The organism is Kitasatospora sp. NPDC059817 (assembly GCF_042731835.1).
In the GTDB taxonomy this organism is placed as follows: domain Bacteria; phylum Actinomycetota; class Actinomycetes; order Streptomycetales; family Streptomycetaceae; genus Kitasatospora.
On record NZ_JBHWIR010000036.1, the window covers coordinates 1 to 18048 of the forward strand.

An 18048-nucleotide genomic window follows, 5' to 3' on the forward strand; every position below is an offset into this window, starting at 1 on the left:
TCGGACGCGGCGGGGATGCGGACCCGGGCGGTGCGGGACGGGGACTTCTGGGTGCTGAACGGGGTGAAGCGCTGGATCACGAACGCGGGTGTCTCGGAGTTCTACACGGTGATGGCGGTGACGGATCCGGAGCTGCGCTCGAAGGGGATTTCGGCGTTCGTGGTGGAGAAGGGCGACGAGGGGGTGTCGTTCGGTGCGCCGGAGAGGAAGTTGGGGATCAAGGGTTCGCCGACGCGTGAGGTGTACTTCGACAATGTGCGGATTCCTGCGGACCGGATGATCGGTGCGGAGGGGACGGGTTTCGCGACGGCGATGCGGACGTTGGACCACACGCGGGTGACGATCGCGGCGCAGGCGGTGGGGATCGCGCAGGGGGCGTTGGACTACGCGAAGGGGTATGTGAAGGAGCGGCGGCAGTTCGGGAAGGCGATCGCGGAGTTCCAGGGTGTGCAGTTCATGCTGGCGGACATGGCGATGAAGCTGGAGGCGGCGCGGCAGTTGACGTATGCGGCGGCGGCGAAGTCGCAGCGTGGGGACGGGGATCTGACGTTCTTCGGGGCGGCGGCGAAGTGCTACGCGTCGGATGCGGCGATGGAGATCACGACGGACGCGGTGCAGTTGCTGGGCGGGTACGGGTATACGCGGGACTACCCGGTGGAGCGGATGATGCGGGACGCGAAGATCACCCAGATCTACGAGGGGACCAACCAGGTCCAGCGCATCGTCATGGCCCGCAACCTGCCGTAGCCGGACGGCGCCTCGGCCCCGACCGCGCCTCGGCCTCGACCGCGCTTCGGCCTCGACCGCGCTTCGGCCTCGAAAAGCGGGCGACGGCGGGCGGCCCTGCTTCGTAGGCTGCCCGCCATGTCCTCCGCACTGAGCCTGGCCCGGATCACCCCCGACACCATCGACGCCGCCCTCGCCCTGAAGGTGCGCCCCGACCAGGAGGCCCTGGTCGCGTCGGTGGCGACGTCGCTGGCCGAGGCGTACGCCCACGGGGACACCGCCTGGCCCCGGCTGATCATGGACGGGGAACGGCCGGTCGGCTTCGTGATGGCGTTCTTCGACATCAGGTTCAACCCCGAGCAGCCGGACGACCGCCCCCGCTCCGGCCTCTGGCGCCTGCTCGTCGACGCCGAGCAGCAGCGCGGCGGCTACGGCCGCTTCGCCGTCGAGCAGGTCTGCGCCGAGATCCGCCGCCGCGGCGGCACCCGCGCCACCGTCACGTACGTCCCCGGCCCGGAGGGCCCCGCCGCCTTCTACACCGGCCTGGGCTTCCGCCCGACCGGCGAGACGAGCGGCGACCAGGCGGTGGCGGAGCGGGAGCTGGAGCCGGCCACGTCCTAGAGCCGGCGGTGACGAGTAGGGTGCCGGACCATGACCGAGCCGGACTTCCTCACCACGACCAGGTCGTTCTACGACGCCATCGCCGTCGACTACGCCGACCGCTTCCGCGACGAACTGGCCGGCGAACCGCTGTCCCGGGCGGTGCTCGCGGCCTTCGCCGATCTGGTCCGCGCCGAGTCGGTCCGCACCGGGCGCGCGGACGGCCCGGTGGCCGAACTGGGCTGCGGCCCCGGCCGGGTGACGCACCACCTGCACGGCCTCGGCCTCGACGTCCGCGGCATCGACCTGTCGCCGAGGATGGTCGAGCTGGCCCGCGCGACGTACCCCGGGCTGGACTTCGCCGAGGGTTCGCTGTTCGACCTCCCGCTGCGCGACGGCGAGTTGACCGGCGCGGTCGCCTGGTACTCGATCATCCACACCCCGGCGGAGCGCCTGCCGGAGGTGTTCGCCGAGTTCGCGCGGGTGCTCGCCCCGGGCGGCCACCTGCTGCTCGCCTTCCAGGTCGGGGACGAGCCGCTGCGGATCGACCAGCCCTTCGGCCACCCGGTGACGCTGGACTTCCGCCGCCAGCAGCCCGACCGGATCGCGGAGTTGGTCCGCGCGGCCGGCTTGCGGCTCACCTCCCGCACGCTCCGCGAGCCGGAGGAGGGCGTGCAGCCGACCCCGCAGGCCTACCTGCTGGCCCGCAAGCCCGCCTGAGTCGTCTGAGTCGCCTGGGGCGGTGGTGACAGCGGCATGACAGTGGTTCCGGTGGGGTGTGAGAGGTCTGACAGCGGTTGCCCCGAACCTTGGTGACTGCACGTCAGTCCACCGAAACGGGAGGCCCTGCCCCATGCCCCGACCCCGCCTCACCTCCGCGCTCAGAACCGGTGCCGCCGCGGCCGCCGGGCTGCTGCTGGCCGGTCTCGCCCCGGCCGCCTCGGCGGCGGCGGCCCCGGCGGCGCCGGTGCCCCGGCTGGACTGGCGGTCCTGCGTACCGGACTTCGACTGCGCCCGCGCCACGGTGCCGATGGACTACCGCGACCCGGCCGGGCGCACCGTCGAGCTGGCCGTCATCCGGCACCCCGCGACCGACCCGGCGCACCGGATCGGCTCGCTGTTCTTCAACCCCGGCGGCCCGGGCGTGCCCGGCACCCAGGCGCTGCCCGTCGTGTACGGGATGCTCCCGGCGCAGGTGCGGGAGCGGTTCGACCTGGTCGGCTTCGACCCGCGCGGCGTCGGCGACTCCACCCTGCCGCAGTGCTTCCCGGACGCGGCGGCCGAGCAGGGCCTGCTCGCCGGGCTGCCGGCCGGCTACCCGGTCGGCGCCGCCCAGGAGTCGGCCTGGGCGACGACGTACGCGCGCTTCGGCCGCCAGTGCGCCGACAACGAGCGGACCGGCCTGCTCGCCCACCTGTCCACCGCCGACACGGCCCGTGACCTGGACCTGCTGCGCGCCGCCGTAGGCGACCGCCGGCTGAGCTACCTCGGTACCTCGTACGGCAGCTACCTGGGCACCACCTACGCCAACCTCTTCCCGACCCGGGTGCGCGCGATGGTGCTGGACAGCGCCCCCGACCCGGTCGCCTGGTCCACCGGGCGCTCGCCGCAGCAGCGCGCCCTGCCGCCGTTCCTGCGCACCGGCAGCGACCTCGCCGGCGCCCGCACCCTGGACGCCTTCCTCGACCAGTGCGCCGACGCCGGCCCCACCGCCTGTGCTTTCGCGGCGGCGGACCGGGACGCCACCCGCGCCAAGTTCGCCGAACTGCTCGACCGGCTCGGCCGGACGCCGGTGACGCTCGGTACCCCGTCGGCGGCGGTCACCTTCGACCAGGCCTCCACCGCCTCCACCGTCCTGCCGATGCTCTACGCCGCCACCCCGGTGCCGAACGCCCCCGGCACCGGCTGGCCGGCGCTGGGCGGACTGCTCCAGCAGCTGTGGACCGCCGCCCCCGACGCCTCGGCGCCGCTGCCGACCGGCGGCCAGCCCAAGCAGGCGCAGACCCTCGGGGCGCTCTGCGCCGACACCGTCAACCCGCCCGCCTCCGGTGCCGACCCGGCCGCCGACACCACCTACCCGGCGCTGTCCGCCCTCGCCCGGGCCCGTGCGGGCGCCACCGGCCCGTACCTGGTCTGGCAGAACCAGCGCTGCGCCGCCTGGCCGGCCGAGGCCGCCCGGGACCGCTACACCGGCCCGTGGAACCGGCCGACCTCCGCGCCGATCCTGGTCGTGGCCCTCACCGGCGACCCGGCCTGGCCCTACGAAGGCTCCCGCGCGCTGGCCGACACCCTCGCCCGCGGCCGCCTGCTGACCGTCCACGGCTACGGCCACACGGCGCTGGGCAACCCGAGCGCCTGCGCCTGGGACCGCGAGCAGCGGTACCTGGTCAGCGGTGAGCTCCCGCCGCCCGGCACGGTCTGCGAGCCGGACCACCAGGCGTTCTAGGTCCTGCCCGGCCGCCCTGGTCGTGCGCGTGCGCGGAATCCGTGCACGCGCACGCACCTCGGTACGATGAACGTCATGAACCGTGCCGACCTCTCCCTGGGCCCGCTGTCCGAGCGGGACCACGCCTTCTACGGCCTGGTCTGGGCCGGCACCACCCTCGCCGCCCAGGTGGACCGCGAGCTCACCCGGGTGCACGGGCTGTCGCTGTCCTGGTTCGAGGTGATGCTCTGGCTCAACGGGCAGCAGGAGCCGGTCGCCGCCTCCGACCTGGGCGCGAAGACGATGCTCAGCCGCAGCCAGGTCTCCCGGGTGGTCGACGCCCTGGCCGCACGCGGCCTGGTGGCCCGCACGCCCTCCGCCTCCGACGCCCGGTCGGTGCGGATCGAACTGACCGGGCAGGGCCGCGCCGCCTTCGCCGAGGCCGACGCCACCCGGCGGGCCGTCCTCGCGCCGGTCTTCACCGACCGGCTCGACGAGGGCGACATCGCGGCCCTGGAGGCGGTCTGGCGAAAGCTGAAGGCCTGAGCCCCGGGCCCCGGGCCGCTACACCGGGTCGGCTACACCGGGTCGGCCTCCGCCGCCTCGGCCCGCGGCCGGCCGGAGGCGGTCGCGATCACCTCGTCCAGCACCTCGCGGGAGCGGAGCAGGTCGGTGACCATCCGGTCGATCCGGTCCCGTTCGGAGGCCAGCTCCTCGACCAGCAGCGGGGTGGCGACCTCGTTCGGGCCGCCGTCGGAGTCGCGCATGCAGGGGAGGATCTTGTAGATCGTGCGGCTGTGCAGCCCGGCCGCGAACAGTTCCTGGATCAGCACGACCCGGTCCACCGCCGGCTCCGGGTACTCCCGGTGCCCGCCGTCGGTCCGCCGGGCGGCCAGCAGGCCCTGCTGCTCGTAGTAGCGCAGCGAGCGCTCGCTCACGCCCGTCCGCCGGGCCAGTTCACCGATCCGCATGCCGCCCACCCCGTCGCCGTGACCGCTTGAACCTGACGCCGATGTTAGCTTCCACGGCCCTCGCACCGGCCGGATAACACGGGACCGCCACCCGGCGCCGTGCCGGGGGTGACGCGCGTCGGCCGACGGGTCGTGCCATGATCCCTGCATGGCTTCCAACGTTTTCTTCGACATCGAGATCGACGGCGTTCCGTCGGGCCGCATCGTCTTCAAGCTGTACGACGACGTCGTCCCCAAGACCGCCCGCAACTTCCGCGAGCTCGCGACCGGCCAGAACGGCTTCGGCTACGAGGGCTCCGGCTTCCACCGCGTGATCCCGCAGTTCATGCTGCAGGGCGGTGACTTCACCAACCACAACGGCACCGGCGGCAAGAGCATCTACGGCGAGAAGTTCGCCGACGAGAACTTCCAGGCCAAGCACACCCGCCCGGGCCTGCTGTCGATGGCCAACGCCGGCCGCAACACCAACGGCTCGCAGTTCTTCATCACCACCATCGTCACCGACTGGCTGGACGGCAAGCACGTCGTCTTCGGCGAGGTCGTCGAGGGCATGGACGTCGTGACGGCGGTCGAGAAGCTCGGCTCGCAGAGCGGCCGCACCTCGGCGAAGGTCACCATCGCCAAGTCCGGCATCGTCGAGTAGTCACCGGTTCACCAGTTCGAAACCGCACACCGCCCCGGCCGCGGAAGTCTGATCAGTCGACTTCCCACCCCGGGGCGGTGGCAGTTTTCGGTACGGTTCCGGGCTTGAGGCGGGCGGGACGGCGGTCAGCCTCGGAGCGGTATCGGATTCTCTGGGCTGTCGAGCCACACAGTGTGACTACCGGGTGTGACGGTGAGGCCGAAGCGGTCGAAGCCGGGTCGATCGTGGCGGCACCACCAGTGCCAGGCTGCCTCCACCTCGTCCCAGAGGCTCCGGGGGCCCGACTGCACCACCTCGTAGTCGTGCCGGCCAGGCTCCCAGTCGACGGTGGCCCACGACGTGATGGCCGTGTCGTGCAGCCACAACGTGTACGTGCCATCGGCGTACCGCTCAACCAGCGGGAACACCCCGGGCACCTGCACCCCGACGGCGAACATGGCCAGCCAACTGCCAACGTCGTCCGGGGAGACACCTGTAGTCGACTCGGTCCCGTCCGCCGGCCATGGCCCGGACAGGTACTCCAGGCTGTTCGGCCGGGAGGCGCGCTGCCGACGCAGCCGCATGAAGGCGGACGACCCGACGAACCGGCCGTGCGCCGTGCCGTCGGCGCTGACCTTGAGCCGTACCACGGCTTCCCCGCCGTACTCCGGTCCCCACGGGGCGACGATCACCCCGCCAGGTCGGACCTGGTTCACCCAGGCGTGCGGTACCCGGCCGACGGAGCAGGTGGCGATGACCCGGTCGTACGGAGCGCCCGTGGCATATCCCTCGACCCCGTCGCCGACGACGGACGTCGGGTAGTACTCGGCTCGCGAGAGACGACACCGCGCGTCGCCGGCGCTGGTCTTGTCCACCTCCACCGTGACGACGTTGTCCGAACCGAGCCGGTGAGACAGGAGTGCTGCATTCCACCCAGTTCCGGTGCCGACCTCCAACACTCGGTTTCCGTCCTCCACCTCCAGGGCGGCGAGCATGGAGAACACCATGGTGGGCATGGAGTTGGATGACGTCGGCATGACACCCCGGTCGGCTCCGGTGTGGTCGCCGTCGTCCCACTGCGTCGTCAGCGGAACGTCCGAGTAGACGGCGTTCCACCACTTCGCAGGGTCGGCGAACCGGTGCACGGCCTCACCCTGGCGCACGCCGTCTGCCCGGCCCGGCCAAACGACGTCCGGCACGAACCAATGGCGGGGAACGTCGTTGTAGGGCGCCAACCAGTCCGAAGTGAGGGACCCGTTCGCGATGAGCGCGGAGGCCAGCCGGGTCCGACCGGCCTTCGCTTCGTGCTTCTCGATCACTGGTTGGCGACCCTACGCCGGGCCTCGGCCGTCGGACGTGTTTCCGCCCTCGTCGCTGCCGCCGCCACCGTGCTTGTTGCCGCTGCTGCTGTCGTCCTGCTGGCCGCCGCCCTTTCCGTCTCCCTGGCCGCCGCTGTGCTTCCCGTTGTCGCCGAACGTGGGCATGTGCTTCCCCGATCGTGTTGTCGGTCAGGAAGAATGGGGTTCCCTCTTCCTGTCATGCGCGTTGCGGGCCCGTTCCGGCTGTTGCTTCCCCGGATTCCGAACTGTCACCAAGATCTGACAACACCCCAGGACGGTGGAACCTCGTGGAAGGGACACTTCAGAACGTCCCCCACGCGGTACAACGTCCCTGTAGGAGTCCGGCTATGCGGGGAGGCAGGCGAGATGCCGAACGAGAGGCTGAAAGCCGTTATGACGTCGGCTGGTTGGACGTGCGCCGCTCTGGCGGGCAAGGTCGGCGTGGACATCAAGTCGGTTGAGCGATGGGCCAATCAGAACCGGACGCCCAGGTTGGCGACGGCCCGTCTGGCGGCCGAAGCGCTGGGGGAAGACATGTTCGCACTGTGGCCGAGTCTGCGGCAGCCACGTGCCGCAAGGGCGATGAGCCCTGAACTGGTGGCGCTCTACGAACAGCGCGCCGACCTGCCGGTATCCGTCTTCGTGAGCCTGCTCGGGCAGGCCGCCGAACGCATTGACGTGCTTGTCTACGCTGCTGTCTTCCTCCACGAGGCGTACCCCCGGCTGAACGATCTGCTTCGGGAACGCGCTGCCGATGGTTGCGCGGTTCGGATCGCACTCGGCGACGCCGACAGCGGGAACGTCAGTCGGCGCGGAGAGGAGGAGAAGTTCGGTCACGGTATCGAGTCCCGATGCCGGCTTGCCCTCCTGCACTACCGCCCGCTGCTCGGCACGCCGGGGATCGAGATCCGCACCCACGGAACCACGCTGTACAACAGCCTCTACCGGGCGGACGACCAGGTGCTGGTGAACGCGCATGTGTGGGGAGTCAACGCCTTCGGAGCCCCGGTGTGGCACCTGCGCCGGACCGGGTTGGGGACGCTGTTCGACACCTATGCTGCGAGCTTCGACGCAGTGTGGAGCACCGCCCGACCGGTTGAGGAGAGCTGATCACGTGGCACGGACCGAGTTCTACGACGATCCCGACGCGCCCAAACCGAATCGGCTGGTAGTGGCAGCGTCCGCCGTGGTGACGGACGACGAAGGGCGCATCCTCCTCCAACGACGCACCGACAACGGGCTGTACGCGTTACCGGGTGGAACGATGGACCTTGGTGAGTCGCTCCCGGGCACGGCCGTTCGGGAGGTCCGCGAGGAGACCGGCTTTGACGTCGAGATCACCGGGCTGGTTGGCACGTACACCGACCCCCGGCACGTGATCGCCTACTCGGACGGCGAAGTCCGGCAGCAGTTCAACGTCTGCTTCACCGCGCGCATCACGGGCGGGGAACTGCGGATCTCGGATGAGTCCACGGACGTCCGGTTCGTGGCGCCGGGCGACATCGAAGGGCTGCCGATGCACCACACTCAGCGCCTCCGGCTTCAGCACTTCCTGGCGAACAGGGCGATTCCCTACCTCGGCTAGGTCTGCCGAGGCGCCGGACGGCGCCCGCACCGAGCGGCGGTTCACCGGCCCCGAGGCGCTGGTGCCCTAGCTGGACCACTTCGGCCTCGACCGGCTTCCGGAGTGCGGGGGCAGGGTAGCCGGGTGGGTGGGTGGGCGGGCGGGCCGGAACCGGGCAATCACTGCGTGCGCCGGCGCGGTCGCTCTAGGCTCTCCGTGCGCGGTCGGAGCCGCGGCGAACTCGACACTCCGGCAAGGTGGTTCACCGATGGAACAGGACGCCGACGACGGCGCGGTGACGTACGAGCAGGTGACGGTGGTCTCGCTCGCCTCGTGCGAGCCGGTCAATCCGGCGCGGATCGCGGTGCGGGTCGCCTGCGAGGTCATGACGGTCAAGCGGGTGGCGGGCTACTGGGTGCGCTGGGACGAGCGCTGGGGGCCGGAGGAGATCCGCCACCACTCGCGCTGGGTGCCGGACGAGGAGTACGTGCGGCCGGGCACCGGCGGGGTGGACGGCGCGCTCACGGTGACGGTGGCCGCGTACTGGACGTACCGGGAGGGCGGCAGCCCGCGCCGGCCGACCACGGAGACCGCGGTGGCCTTCCGGCCGGGCGAGGCCGAGCACGAACTGGTGCTGGAGCGGCCCGATCCGCACCGCCCGGCGGCCCTGACCGTGCACCTGACCGGCGCCCGCTGGCTGGCGGGCGGCGAGGGGCGGCTGATCCACTACGGCTACGCGGGCGCCACCGAGGCCGTCGGCGGCGAGGGGGAGTGGCTGGTCCGCTTCCCCGAGTGCGGCACCGGCCTGCTCCCGCAGGCGGGTTAGGCGACTGCGGTACGGGCCTGCTCCCGTCGGCTGGTCAGGCCGCCGTCCGGGCCCCGTCCCGCAGGCCGACCTTGCGGGCGGGGGCGCCGGCCCAGATCTCGCCGGGCCCGGTGGAGCGGGTGAGCACGGCGTTGGCGCCGATGACGGTGCCGGCGCCGACGGTGAGCACGCCCTCCTTGCACACCACTTTGGCGCCCGCGCACAGCACCGCGCCGTCCTGGACCACCACCCGCCGCATGGCGCTCCGCTCCTGCGGCACCCACGGGTCGGCCCGGCCGATGGTGACCCCGTTGTAGAGCGTCACGCCGGCGCCGAGGGTGGTGTACGGGTGGAGCACCGTGCCGAAGCCGCGGTGGAACACGACGAGCCCGGGCCCGATCTCGCAGGCGGCGGGCACCTCCATGCCGTAGAGCGCGAGCGCCTCCTGGACCAGGCGGCCCAGGAGGCGGTGGCGGCGGCGGTAGACGAGCGCGGTGACGAGTGACATCCACCCATTGTGGCGGCGCGGCTACTTCGCGTCACAAGGGGTTACTTGATGTCCGGTACCGCGGTGTCGTTCTTGAAGGCGTCGAAGACCTGCTTGGACTTGGCGGCGTCCCACAGCACCGCCGACTCCCCGGTCTTGGTCCGGTAGTCCGGGTTGCCGATCGGTACGGTCAGGGTCTTGCCGCCGCCGCCGTTGACGTCCTTCATGGCGAGGAAGAGCGAGCCGAGGTCGGTGAGGCCGGCGTCGTCGTCGACGATGAGGGTGCCGAGGGCGGAGTCGACCAGCGGGTAGAAGGTGAACGGGTTCAGCACGGTGCCGGGGGAGGCGGCCTGGTGGGCGAGGGCGCCGAGGAACTTCTGCTGGTTGCGCATCCGGCCGAGGTCCTGGTCGGCCATCTGGTGGCGCTGGCGGACGAAGGCGAGGGCCTGCTTGCCGTTGAGGGTCTGGTCGCCGGCCTTGAGGTCGAGACCGGAGTCCTTGTCCTTGAGGTCCTGGTCGATGTGCATCTCGACGCCGCCGATGGAGTCGACGATGCCGACGAAGCCGGCGAAGCCGATCTCGGCGTAGTGGTCGATGCGGATGCCGGTGTTCAGCTCGACGGTCTGGACGAGGAGGCGGCCGCCGCCGTTGCCGAAGGCCGAGTTGATCTTCGAGGTGGTGCCCTTGAGGGTCTTGCCGCTGCTGCTCTTGTACTCGGGGATCGGCACCCAGGAGTCGCGCGGGATGCTCATCAGGGTGTTTCCGTTGTCCCCGACGTGCAGGACCATCATCGAGTCGCTGCGCTTGCCCTCGGTGTCGTGACCGGTGTGCAGGTCGTCCTGTTCCGAGTCGGTGAGGCCCTGGCGGCTGTCGGAGCCGACGATCAGCCAGTTGGTGCCCTTGCCGGCCGGCGGGCGGCCGGGGTAGTCGGCGAGCACGTTCTCGTGGTTGAGCTTGGAGTCGGCCCAGAACCAGGTCGAGACGGCGGTGACCATGACGGCGATCAGGAGGCCGAAGACCGACCACTTGACGATCCGGCGCCGCGGCCACCGCTTGGTCTGTATACCGCCCGGCTGGGCGCCGCCCGGGCCCCCGGGCCCACCCGGCCGTCCGGGACCCCCGGGGCCGTTAGGACCACCAGGACCACCAGGACCACCGGGGCCCCCAGGCCCACCAGGCCCCCCGGGGCGGCCGCCGGGCTGCCCGCCCGGACCCTGCGGCGGGACGCCGCCGAGCCGGGACGGCTCCGGCTGTCGTGGCGCGGGCGCACCCGGCCCGCGCGGGTTCATCGACGACGGCAGCGGCGGCTCGGCCGCCCCGCCGCCCCCGCCGCGCCCGTACGCGCCGCCGTTGCCGCCGCCCCCATACGGGTTCCCGTCTCGGTACGGGTTCCCGCCGCCTCCCGGGCGGCCCTCCTGCCACGTGTTCATGTCGTCGAGGATGCCCGACCCCGCTCGTGCTGACTCCCCCCGGGGTACTCACCAGGTCGCTTGTAGCAGTTTTGATGCACGGGTCGGATCGTTCCGCCGCAACTTCCGCGCGGCCGTACGACGGTGGGGTGGGACGGGGCTGGGTGGGATGGGCGCCGGGTCGACGTGAGCCCGGTCACCACACGTCACGTCACCCGCCGTTCAACTGGCGAAACGATTCTTGACCGGTTCGAACGCAGCGTGTTTGCATTTCGGGTATGGATCAGCGTTGGGCACTCACGCGTCGGCGGCACGTCGACCTGCGGCGTGGTGTGGCCTGTTCGCTCTGTCGCGGCTGAAGCGCGCCCACCGGACCACCTCGGCGTCACCCCCACCCGCGCCGAGCACCTCACCCCGAACGCGTCGAACGCGTCGAGCACGTCGAAGTAAGTCGAACGCGTCGAGCACGTCGAAACACCTTCCCGGGCTCCGACCCGCAGCGGTCCTCCTGCGCCGCGTCGCGCCGCCCCCGCCTCCAGCCAAAGGTGAACCCCATGGCCACCGTCCTGTCCGTTTCCGGCTCCCCGTCCGCGACCTCCCGCACCACCCGCCTGCTGCGCCATGTCGACGCCGGGCTGGAGGCCCGCGGCCACCACGTCGTCCCGTTCGAGGCGCGCAGCCTGCCCGCGCACGCGCTGCTGTCGGGCGACTTCGACCACCCGGAGATCGTCGCCGTGACCGAGCTGTTCGCCCGGGCGGACGGCGTCGTGATCGGCACCCCCGTCTACAAGGCCGCCTACTCGGGCCTGTTGAAGGCCCTGCTGGACGTGCTCCCGCAGTACGCGCTGGCCGGCAAGGCCGTCCTGCCGCTGGCCACCGGCGGCTCGCCCGCGCACGTGCTGGCGGTGGACTACGCGCTGCGCCCGGTGCTCAGCTCGATGGGCGCCGGCCACATCACCCAGGGCTGGTTCGTGCTCGACCGCCACATCACCACCAGGGAGGACGGGACGACCCTGGTCGAGCGCGAGACCGACACCCTGCTGGCCCCGGTCGTGGAGGGTTTCGCGCAGGCCTTGGAGCGGCTGGCCGCACCGGCGCTGACCGGCTGAGGAACCGGGGCCCGGACCCCGTACGGGGCGTCCCCGAGACGGGCCGCGGCACCCCTTAGGGGGAGGGGCGCCGCGCCCCGTAGATCCTTGGTTGGGCGGCTTCATTCCGGCGGATGACGAGCGTGCCCGCCGTTGCTCATAACGTTGTGGACGTCCCCGCTCGTGCCGACGAGGGGCGAGGTTCTCCCGGGAGCCGGCGCCCGCCGGGCCCGGTGGGTGGGGTCAACTCCCGGTCGACGACCCTTCCTGCGCCATGCCCGCGTCCTGCGGCATGCCCGCGCACGGAGGGGCCGGCCGGGGTCGACGGTCGGGCCCACTTCTTAGGAGACTCCAGTGACGACGGCAGCCACAGCCGTGTACGACCCCCAGCTTCCCGACGGCGCGCCCGCCGTCGCCGCCGCGGCCCGCCAGGTCAGCAAGGCGTACGGCGCGGGCGAGACCAGGGTCACCGCGCTCGACGCGGTGGACGTCGACATCCAGCGCGGCCGCTTCACCGCGATCATGGGCCCGTCGGGCTCCGGGAAGTCGACCCTGATGCACTGCCTGGCCGGCCTGGACACGGTCAGCGCCGGGCGGATCTGGATCGGCGACACCGAGATCACCGGCCTCAAGGACAAGCAGCTGACCAGGCTGCGCCGGGACAAGATCGGCTTCATCTTCCAGGCGTTCAACCTGCTCCCGACGCTGTCCGCGCTGGAGAACATCACGCTGCCGATGGACATCGCCGGCCGCCGGCCGGACCAGGCCTGGCTGGACCAGGTGGTGGAGACCGTCGGCCTGGCCGGCCGGCTCAAGCACCGCCCGGCGCAGCTCTCCGGCGGTCAGCAGCAGCGCGTCGCGGTGGCCCGGGCGCTGGCCGCCCGGCCCGAGATCATCTTCGGCGACGAGCCCACCGGCAACCTGGACTCCCGGGCCGGCGCCGAGGTGCTCACCTTCCTGCGCCGCTCGGTCGACGAACTGGGCCAGACCATCGTGATGGTGACCCACGACCCGGTCGCCGCGGGCTACGCGGACCGCGTGCTCTTCCTCGCCGACGGCGTGATCGTCGACGAGATGCACGCGCCCACCGCCGACTCCGTCCTCGAACGCATGCGCCGTTTCGACGGCAAGCGGACCAGCTGAGCGGGCGGGACGGGACAGATGCTGCTCAAGACCGCTCTGCGGAGCTTCTTCGCCCACAAGGGCCGCATGGTGCTCTCCCTGATCGCCGTGATGCTGTCGGTCGCGTTCGTCTCCGGCACCCTGGTCTTCTCCGACACCGCGACCAGCACCTTCGACAAGCTGTTCGCCGCGACCGCCTCCGACGTCTCCGTGCAGCCGCCCAAGCCGGCCGAGGACGACGACCAGCAGGCCTCAGACAAGCCGCGGACCGTCCCGGTGGCGGCCGCACAGCAGCTCGCCGCGGTGCCGGGGGTGAAGTCGGCGGTCGGCCAGGTCATGGTCGAGAACGCGACCCTGGTCGACCCGGCCACCAACAAGCTGGTCGGCCCGACCTCCGGTGCGCCGACCCTGGTCGGCAACTGGACCGAGACCCCGCGCAGCGCGGTGCGCCTCACCCAGGGCCACGTCCCGCGGAACGCGGGCGAGTTGGTGCTGGACGCGGACACCGCGAAGAAGGCCGGGCTCGGCCTCGGCGCCAAGCTCCGGGTCGACAACGCCAGCGGCCGGCACGAGTTCACGATCTCCGGCATCGCCTCCTTCACCACCACCAACCCCGGTGCGGCGCTGGCCTTCCTGGACACCCCGACCGCCCAGCAGGTGCTGCTCGGCGAGCAGGCGTACACCTCGGTCGAGGCGTTCGGCGACGGCAGCCGCGGCAACGACCGGCTCAAGGCCGACGCCCTGGCCGAGCTGGGCGCCGGCTACCAGGTCAAGACCGCGGCCGAGCAGAAGGACGAGAACACCAAGAGCATCGGCAGCGGCCTCGGCTTCATGAAGAACGCGATGCTCGGCTTCTCGCTCATCTCGGCGTTCGTCGGCTGCTTCCTGATCATCAACACCTTCTCGATGCTGGTCGCCCAGCGCACCCGGGAGATCGGCCTGCTGCGCGCCATCGGCGGCAGCCGCCGGCAGGTGAACCGCTCGGTCCTGGTCGAGGCGCTGATCCTCGGCGTGCTCGGCTCGACCCTCGGGGTCGCGGCCGGTCTGGGCATCGCGGTCGGCCTGATCAAGCTGATGAACGCGATCGGCATGAAGCTCGACGCGGGCGACCTGAAGATCGGTCCGACGGTGTTCCTCGCCGGGTACGCCCTGGGCATCGTGGTGACCCTGGTGGCGGCCTGGGTCCCGGCCCGCAGGGCGAGCCGGATCGCGCCGATGGCCGCCCTGCGCGACCACGGCACGCCGGCCGAGGGCCGTGCCAACCTGGTCCGCACGGTCGTCGGCCTCGTCCTGACGGCGGGCGGCGGCGGTCTGCTGGTGCTGGCCGCGCAGGCGCAGAAGGCGGCCACCGGCGGCCAGTACCTGGGTCTCGGCGTGCTGCTCACCCTGATCGGCTTCGTGGTGCTCGGCCCGCTGCTGGCCACCGCCGTGGTGCGGGTGCTGGGCGCGCTGCTGCCGGCGCTGTTCGGCCCGTCCGGCCGGCTCGCCCAGCGCAACGCGATGCGCAACCCGCGTCGCACCGGGGCCACCGCCGCCGCGCTGATGATCGGACTGGCGCTGGTGATCGGCTCCTCGGTGTTCAGCGCCTCGACGGTCACCTCGGCCAACGCGCAGATCGACCGGTCGGTGGGCGCGGACTACATCGTCCAGGGCGGCCGCACCTCGATCACCCCCGAGATGCTGGACGCCGTCCGCCGGATCCCGGGCATCGACCACGTCACCACCCAGAAGTTCTTCAACCCCAAGCTCCAGCTGCCGGACGGCCGGAGCGCGAAGACCAACCTCACCGCCGCGCCGCCCGCCTTCTTCGGCACCGACTTCCACCTCCCGGTCACCGCCGGTTCGGTGGACGCGATCGGGCGGGGCGAGCTGGGGATCGGTGAGGCCTTCGCGAAGGACCACGGCCTGAAGGTCGGCGACCAGGTGACCGTCGCCTACGGCAAGGGCCGCACCCAGGTGCTGCCGGTGGGCGCCGTGTTCGCGAAGGGCTCGCTGTTCGGCGACGGTTCCTTCGTCGACTTCGACACCATGGCCAGGGCCGTGCCCGCCGACGAGCAGCCGCCGGTCTGGACGTTCTTCGCCAAGGCCTCCTCCGGAGCCGACGTCGCGAAGACGCTGACCGCCCTGGAGGGCGCGCTCAAGGAGTACCCGCAGCTGACCATCAAGGACCAGGCCGGCTACAAGGAGGTCGTGCAGTCCCAGGTCAACACCCTGCTCTACCTGATCTACGGCCTGGTCGGCCTCTCCATCACGGTCGCCGTGCTCGGGGTGGTCAACACCCTGGCGCTGTCGGTGGTCGAGCGGACCAGGGAGATCGGCCTGCTGCGGGCGATCGGGCTCTCCCGCCGCCAGCTGCGCCGGATGATCCGGCTGGAGGCCGTGGTGATCTCGGTGTTCGGCGCGGTCCTGGGCACCGGGCTCGGGCTGGCCTGGGGCGTCACCGCCCAGCGGGTGCTGCGCGACCAGGGCCTGGCCACGCTCTCCGTCCCGACCACCACGCTCGCGGTGACGCTGGTCGCCTCGGTGGTGATCGGACTGGTCGCCGCCCTCGTCCCGGCCTTCCGGGCCGGGCGGATGAACGTCCTCGCGGCCATCGCGACGGACTGACCGGGGCCGTCGCGACGGTTCGACCGCGGCCATCGCGACGGACTGACCGGGCGGCGCGGGCGGCGAGGGCCGCAGGACCCGGCGGTGGGGGGCCGCCGAGGGGGGAACGGGGGGCAGGGGCCGGGTGCGGGCAGCACCCGGCCCCTGCGGCACGGGCCGCCCCAGGCCGACTGAGATGATCGTCCGATGTTCGCCCCGGATACCCCGGACGCCCCGCCGCTGCCCAGCGCCGCGCCCCTCACCGCCGCCGCTGCCGCCCGCTGGCGCGCCGCCCGCACCGCCTGGCGCCTGGACAGCCGCTGGTCGGCGCTGCTGCCGGCCGCCTTCGTGATCCTGGCCACCGCGGTGGAGCCGACCCCCGGCGACTGCAACGTCCAGGGCGTCTGCCGGGACACCTGGGGCTCCTCACTGGCCGCCTGGTCGGTGCTCGCCGAAGTGGTCCTGCTGGCCGGCCGGTTCCGCGGCCGGGCGCTGGTCCCGCCGGCCGTCCTCGCGGTGCTCTGGTACGCCCCGCACGGCCTGGTCACCCCGCTCTGCCGCTGGACGGCCGTCCTGCTCCACCTGCTGCTCTCCGCCGCGCTGATCGGCGCCGAGCTCGGCCGCCGCCGCGCCCGCCAGCAGCTCGACGAACTGATGGCCCCGCCCGTCCCCTTCCCCTGGACCGCCGCCGGAGCGCCCTCGCCCGTCCACCCCGACGGCCCGCCGGTGCTGCGCCGCGCGCTCGGCGCCCTGCTGCTCGCCGCCGCCCTGGCGTTCCCGCTGTACGGGCTGTGGGGGCAGGCCCGGCAGCAGGCGAGCGCCGAACGGGCCGACCAGGTCACCGGCACCGCGGGCGACACCGACCAGGACGGCGCCCTGACCGTCCGCTTCCACCCGCCCGGCGGCGGCCCGGAACGCACCGCCCGGCTGGACGTCTGGTGGGCCCGGCCGCCGCAGCCCGGCGAGCCCGTCCCGCTGCTGGTGGACGGCGCCGCCGTCCGCGCCGCCGGCGACGACTACGACCTCACCGGCGCGCTGACCGCCGGCGGCCTGCTCGCCCTGCCCGGCCTGCTGCTGCTCGGCTCGGCCGCCAGCGCAAACGCCCGCCGGGCCCGGCCCTCCTTCGCGGGCTCCGCGCCCGCCCTCGCCGTCCGGGTCCGCGCCGACGCCCAGGGCGACCTGCTGGTGCAGCCGCTGGACGGCCCGCCGGACGGCCCCGCGCTCTGGCGGCTGGTCGAGCGCGACCGCTACCGCTGGGCCCGCTACGGCGCCCCGGACGGCGAGGGCCCGGCCTGGGTGCCCGAACACCTGGAGACCGAGGACGACGACGCCGACCACCTCGAACTCGAAGTCTCCTACGACGAGGAAGAGGAGGAGCTCGGGGACGTCTTCGACCGGCTGACCCCGGAGCAGGCCGCCGCCTGGCTCGCCCGCGCCGGCCGGAGCGTGCCGGCCGTGCTGTACCGGGGGCCCGACGGGCCGGAGCAGCAGCTCCTGGTCCGCCCCGGACTGCTGGACCACGACCCGCGCTGGGTGGCGGCCGTGGTCGCCCCCGCCGCCCGGGCCCCGCGGCCGGGTCGGCGCACCGAGGGCTACCGGGAGCGGGACCTGGCCGTCGCCGCCCTGACCGCCGAGACGGTGGCCGCCGCCCCCGCGGCCGGGCCGGACGCCGAACCGGTGCCCGCCCGCCGCTGGGAGATGCCGCTGCCGCTGCGGGCGGTGGCCGGTCCGGTGCCCGCCCTGCTGCTCGCGGGCCTGGTCGTGCTGCTCGGCCGGAGCGGCTGGTGGGGCGGGCTGGTGCACCCGCTCCTGACCGGCACGGTGGCGATCCTCGCCTGCGGCCGCACCCTCTCCTGGCAGATGGTCGCCGACCGGGACGGCCTGCGGATCGCCACCGCGCTGCGCACCCGGACCTTCCGGTGGCAGGAGATCAACGCGGCCGCCGTCCACCGCAACCTGCTCACCGTCCAGCTGCGCTCGGGCGAGGAGGTCACCGTCGGCAGCCGCCCGGCCGCCTGGCTGGCCGGACACTTCGGGGACCGCTACGACCCGGTCGAGCTGGCCCGGGCCGTCGCGACCGCCGCCCACCGGCCGGACCTGCGCCCGCACCGGTCGCTGCCGGACCGGCTGGGCGGCCCGCAGCACCTGCTGAACCGGTTGTCGCTGGCCGGCTACGCGCTCTTCACCATCGTTCACCACCTGCTCTGAACCTGCGCCGAACCTGCACCGAACCCGCGCGGCCGCCGCCGAACCTCGTCGAGGGCGCCCTCCCGGGCTCCGTCCCGTCCTCCGGAAACCACCCG

At 72.8% G+C, this 18048-nt stretch carries 18 protein-coding genes; 13 read left to right on the forward strand and 5 right to left on the reverse strand.

Going from position 1 to position 18048, the window contains the following annotated elements:
* From ACFV61_RS10710 to ACFV61_RS10730, 5 genes are all read left to right on the forward strand, one after another.
* Window positions 1-747 (forward strand): acyl-CoA dehydrogenase family protein (locus ACFV61_RS10710; protein ID WP_380429004.1); only part of this gene is annotated, 747 nt, incomplete at its 5' end.
* Window positions 748-864: 117 nt separating this feature from the next.
* On the forward strand, window positions 865-1347 hold the full coding sequence (locus tag ACFV61_RS10715) for a GNAT family N-acetyltransferase (RefSeq protein ID WP_380491140.1): 483 nt from the start codon (window positions 865-867) through the stop codon (window positions 1345-1347).
* A gap of 30 nt (window positions 1348-1377) precedes the next feature.
* Window positions 1378-2046 (forward strand): class I SAM-dependent DNA methyltransferase, encoded by a 669-nt coding sequence (locus ACFV61_RS10720; RefSeq protein ID WP_380428523.1) that lies wholly within the window; start codon window positions 1378-1380, stop codon window positions 2044-2046.
* A gap of 133 nt (window positions 2047-2179) precedes the next feature.
* Entirely contained in the window at window positions 2180-3772 is a 1593-nt protein-coding gene (locus ACFV61_RS10725; RefSeq protein ID WP_380491143.1) for an alpha/beta hydrolase, read from the forward strand.
* Window positions 3773-3847: 75 nt separating this feature from the next.
* Window positions 3848-4297: a MarR family winged helix-turn-helix transcriptional regulator gene (locus ACFV61_RS10730; RefSeq protein WP_063349108.1), complete on the forward strand. Its 450-nt coding sequence runs from the start codon at window positions 3848-3850 to the stop codon at window positions 4295-4297.
* Between the two features lie 32 nt (window positions 4298-4329).
* On the opposite strand, the gene ACFV61_RS10735 is transcribed toward ACFV61_RS10730, so the two are convergent.
* A complete protein-coding gene (locus ACFV61_RS10735; protein ID WP_380491145.1) occupies window positions 4330-4722 on the reverse strand; it encodes a MerR family transcriptional regulator in 393 nt (130 codons plus the stop codon).
* Between the two features lie 148 nt (window positions 4723-4870).
* On the opposite strand from ACFV61_RS10735, the gene ACFV61_RS10740 reads away from it, so the two are divergent.
* Complete coding sequence (locus tag ACFV61_RS10740; RefSeq protein ID WP_063349110.1) at window positions 4871-5365, forward strand: peptidylprolyl isomerase; 495 nt, start codon at window positions 4871-4873, stop codon at window positions 5363-5365.
* A gap of 125 nt (window positions 5366-5490) precedes the next feature.
* On the opposite strand, the gene ACFV61_RS10745 is transcribed toward ACFV61_RS10740, so the two are convergent.
* Window positions 5491-6663, reverse strand: coding sequence for a protein-L-isoaspartate(D-aspartate) O-methyltransferase (locus ACFV61_RS10745; RefSeq protein ID WP_167745868.1), 1173 nt, complete (start codon window positions 6661-6663; stop codon window positions 5491-5493).
* A gap of 12 nt (window positions 6664-6675) precedes the next feature.
* A complete protein-coding gene (locus tag ACFV61_RS10750; protein ID WP_167745869.1) occupies window positions 6676-6828 on the reverse strand; it encodes a hypothetical protein in 153 nt (50 codons plus the stop codon).
* A 222-nt stretch (window positions 6829-7050) separates the two neighbouring features.
* Between ACFV61_RS10750 and ACFV61_RS10755 the strand changes: the two genes are divergently transcribed.
* The 3 genes from ACFV61_RS10755 to ACFV61_RS10765 all read left to right on the forward strand — a co-directional run bounded on the left by ACFV61_RS10755 (window position 7051) and on the right by ACFV61_RS10765 (window position 9074).
* On the forward strand, window positions 7051-7794 hold the full coding sequence (locus ACFV61_RS10755; RefSeq protein WP_380343694.1) for an XRE family transcriptional regulator: 744 nt from the start codon (window positions 7051-7053) through the stop codon (window positions 7792-7794).
* 4 nt (window positions 7795-7798) lie between these two features.
* Window positions 7799-8269, forward strand: coding sequence for an NUDIX domain-containing protein (locus ACFV61_RS10760; RefSeq protein WP_063349112.1), 471 nt, complete (start codon window positions 7799-7801; stop codon window positions 8267-8269).
* A 247-nt stretch (window positions 8270-8516) separates the two neighbouring features.
* A complete protein-coding gene (locus ACFV61_RS10765) occupies window positions 8517-9074 on the forward strand; it encodes a hypothetical protein (RefSeq protein WP_380491147.1) in 558 nt (185 codons plus the stop codon).
* 34 nt (window positions 9075-9108) lie between these two features.
* Here ACFV61_RS10765 and ACFV61_RS10770 read toward each other — a convergent pair whose 3' ends face one another.
* Together ACFV61_RS10770 and ACFV61_RS10775 are read right to left on the reverse strand one after the other, a co-directional pair.
* Window positions 9109-9561, reverse strand: a complete 453-nt coding sequence (locus ACFV61_RS10770; protein ID WP_063349114.1) for a hypothetical protein — start codon at window positions 9559-9561, stop codon at window positions 9109-9111.
* 41 nt (window positions 9562-9602) lie between these two features.
* Window positions 9603-10535: an LCP family protein gene (locus ACFV61_RS10775; protein WP_244293658.1), complete on the reverse strand. Its 933-nt coding sequence runs from the start codon at window positions 10533-10535 to the stop codon at window positions 9603-9605.
* Window positions 10536-11503: 968 nt separating this feature from the next.
* Here ACFV61_RS10775 and ssuE point away from each other — a divergent pair.
* From ssuE to ACFV61_RS10795, 4 genes are all read left to right on the forward strand, one after another.
* A complete protein-coding gene (gene ssuE / locus ACFV61_RS10780) occupies window positions 11504-12058 on the forward strand; it encodes an NADPH-dependent FMN reductase (RefSeq protein ID WP_063349116.1) in 555 nt (184 codons plus the stop codon).
* A 333-nt stretch (window positions 12059-12391) separates the two neighbouring features.
* On the forward strand, window positions 12392-13180 hold the full coding sequence (locus tag ACFV61_RS10785; RefSeq protein ID WP_380491150.1) for an ABC transporter ATP-binding protein: 789 nt from the start codon (window positions 12392-12394) through the stop codon (window positions 13178-13180).
* A gap of 18 nt (window positions 13181-13198) precedes the next feature.
* Window positions 13199-15766 (forward strand): ABC transporter permease, encoded by a 2568-nt coding sequence (locus tag ACFV61_RS10790; RefSeq protein WP_380491153.1) that lies wholly within the window; start codon window positions 13199-13201, stop codon window positions 15764-15766.
* A gap of 186 nt (window positions 15767-15952) precedes the next feature.
* Window positions 15953-17953 (forward strand): hypothetical protein, encoded by a 2001-nt coding sequence (locus tag ACFV61_RS10795; protein ID WP_380491155.1) that lies wholly within the window; start codon window positions 15953-15955, stop codon window positions 17951-17953.
* Window positions 17954-18048 lie beyond the last annotated feature (95 nt).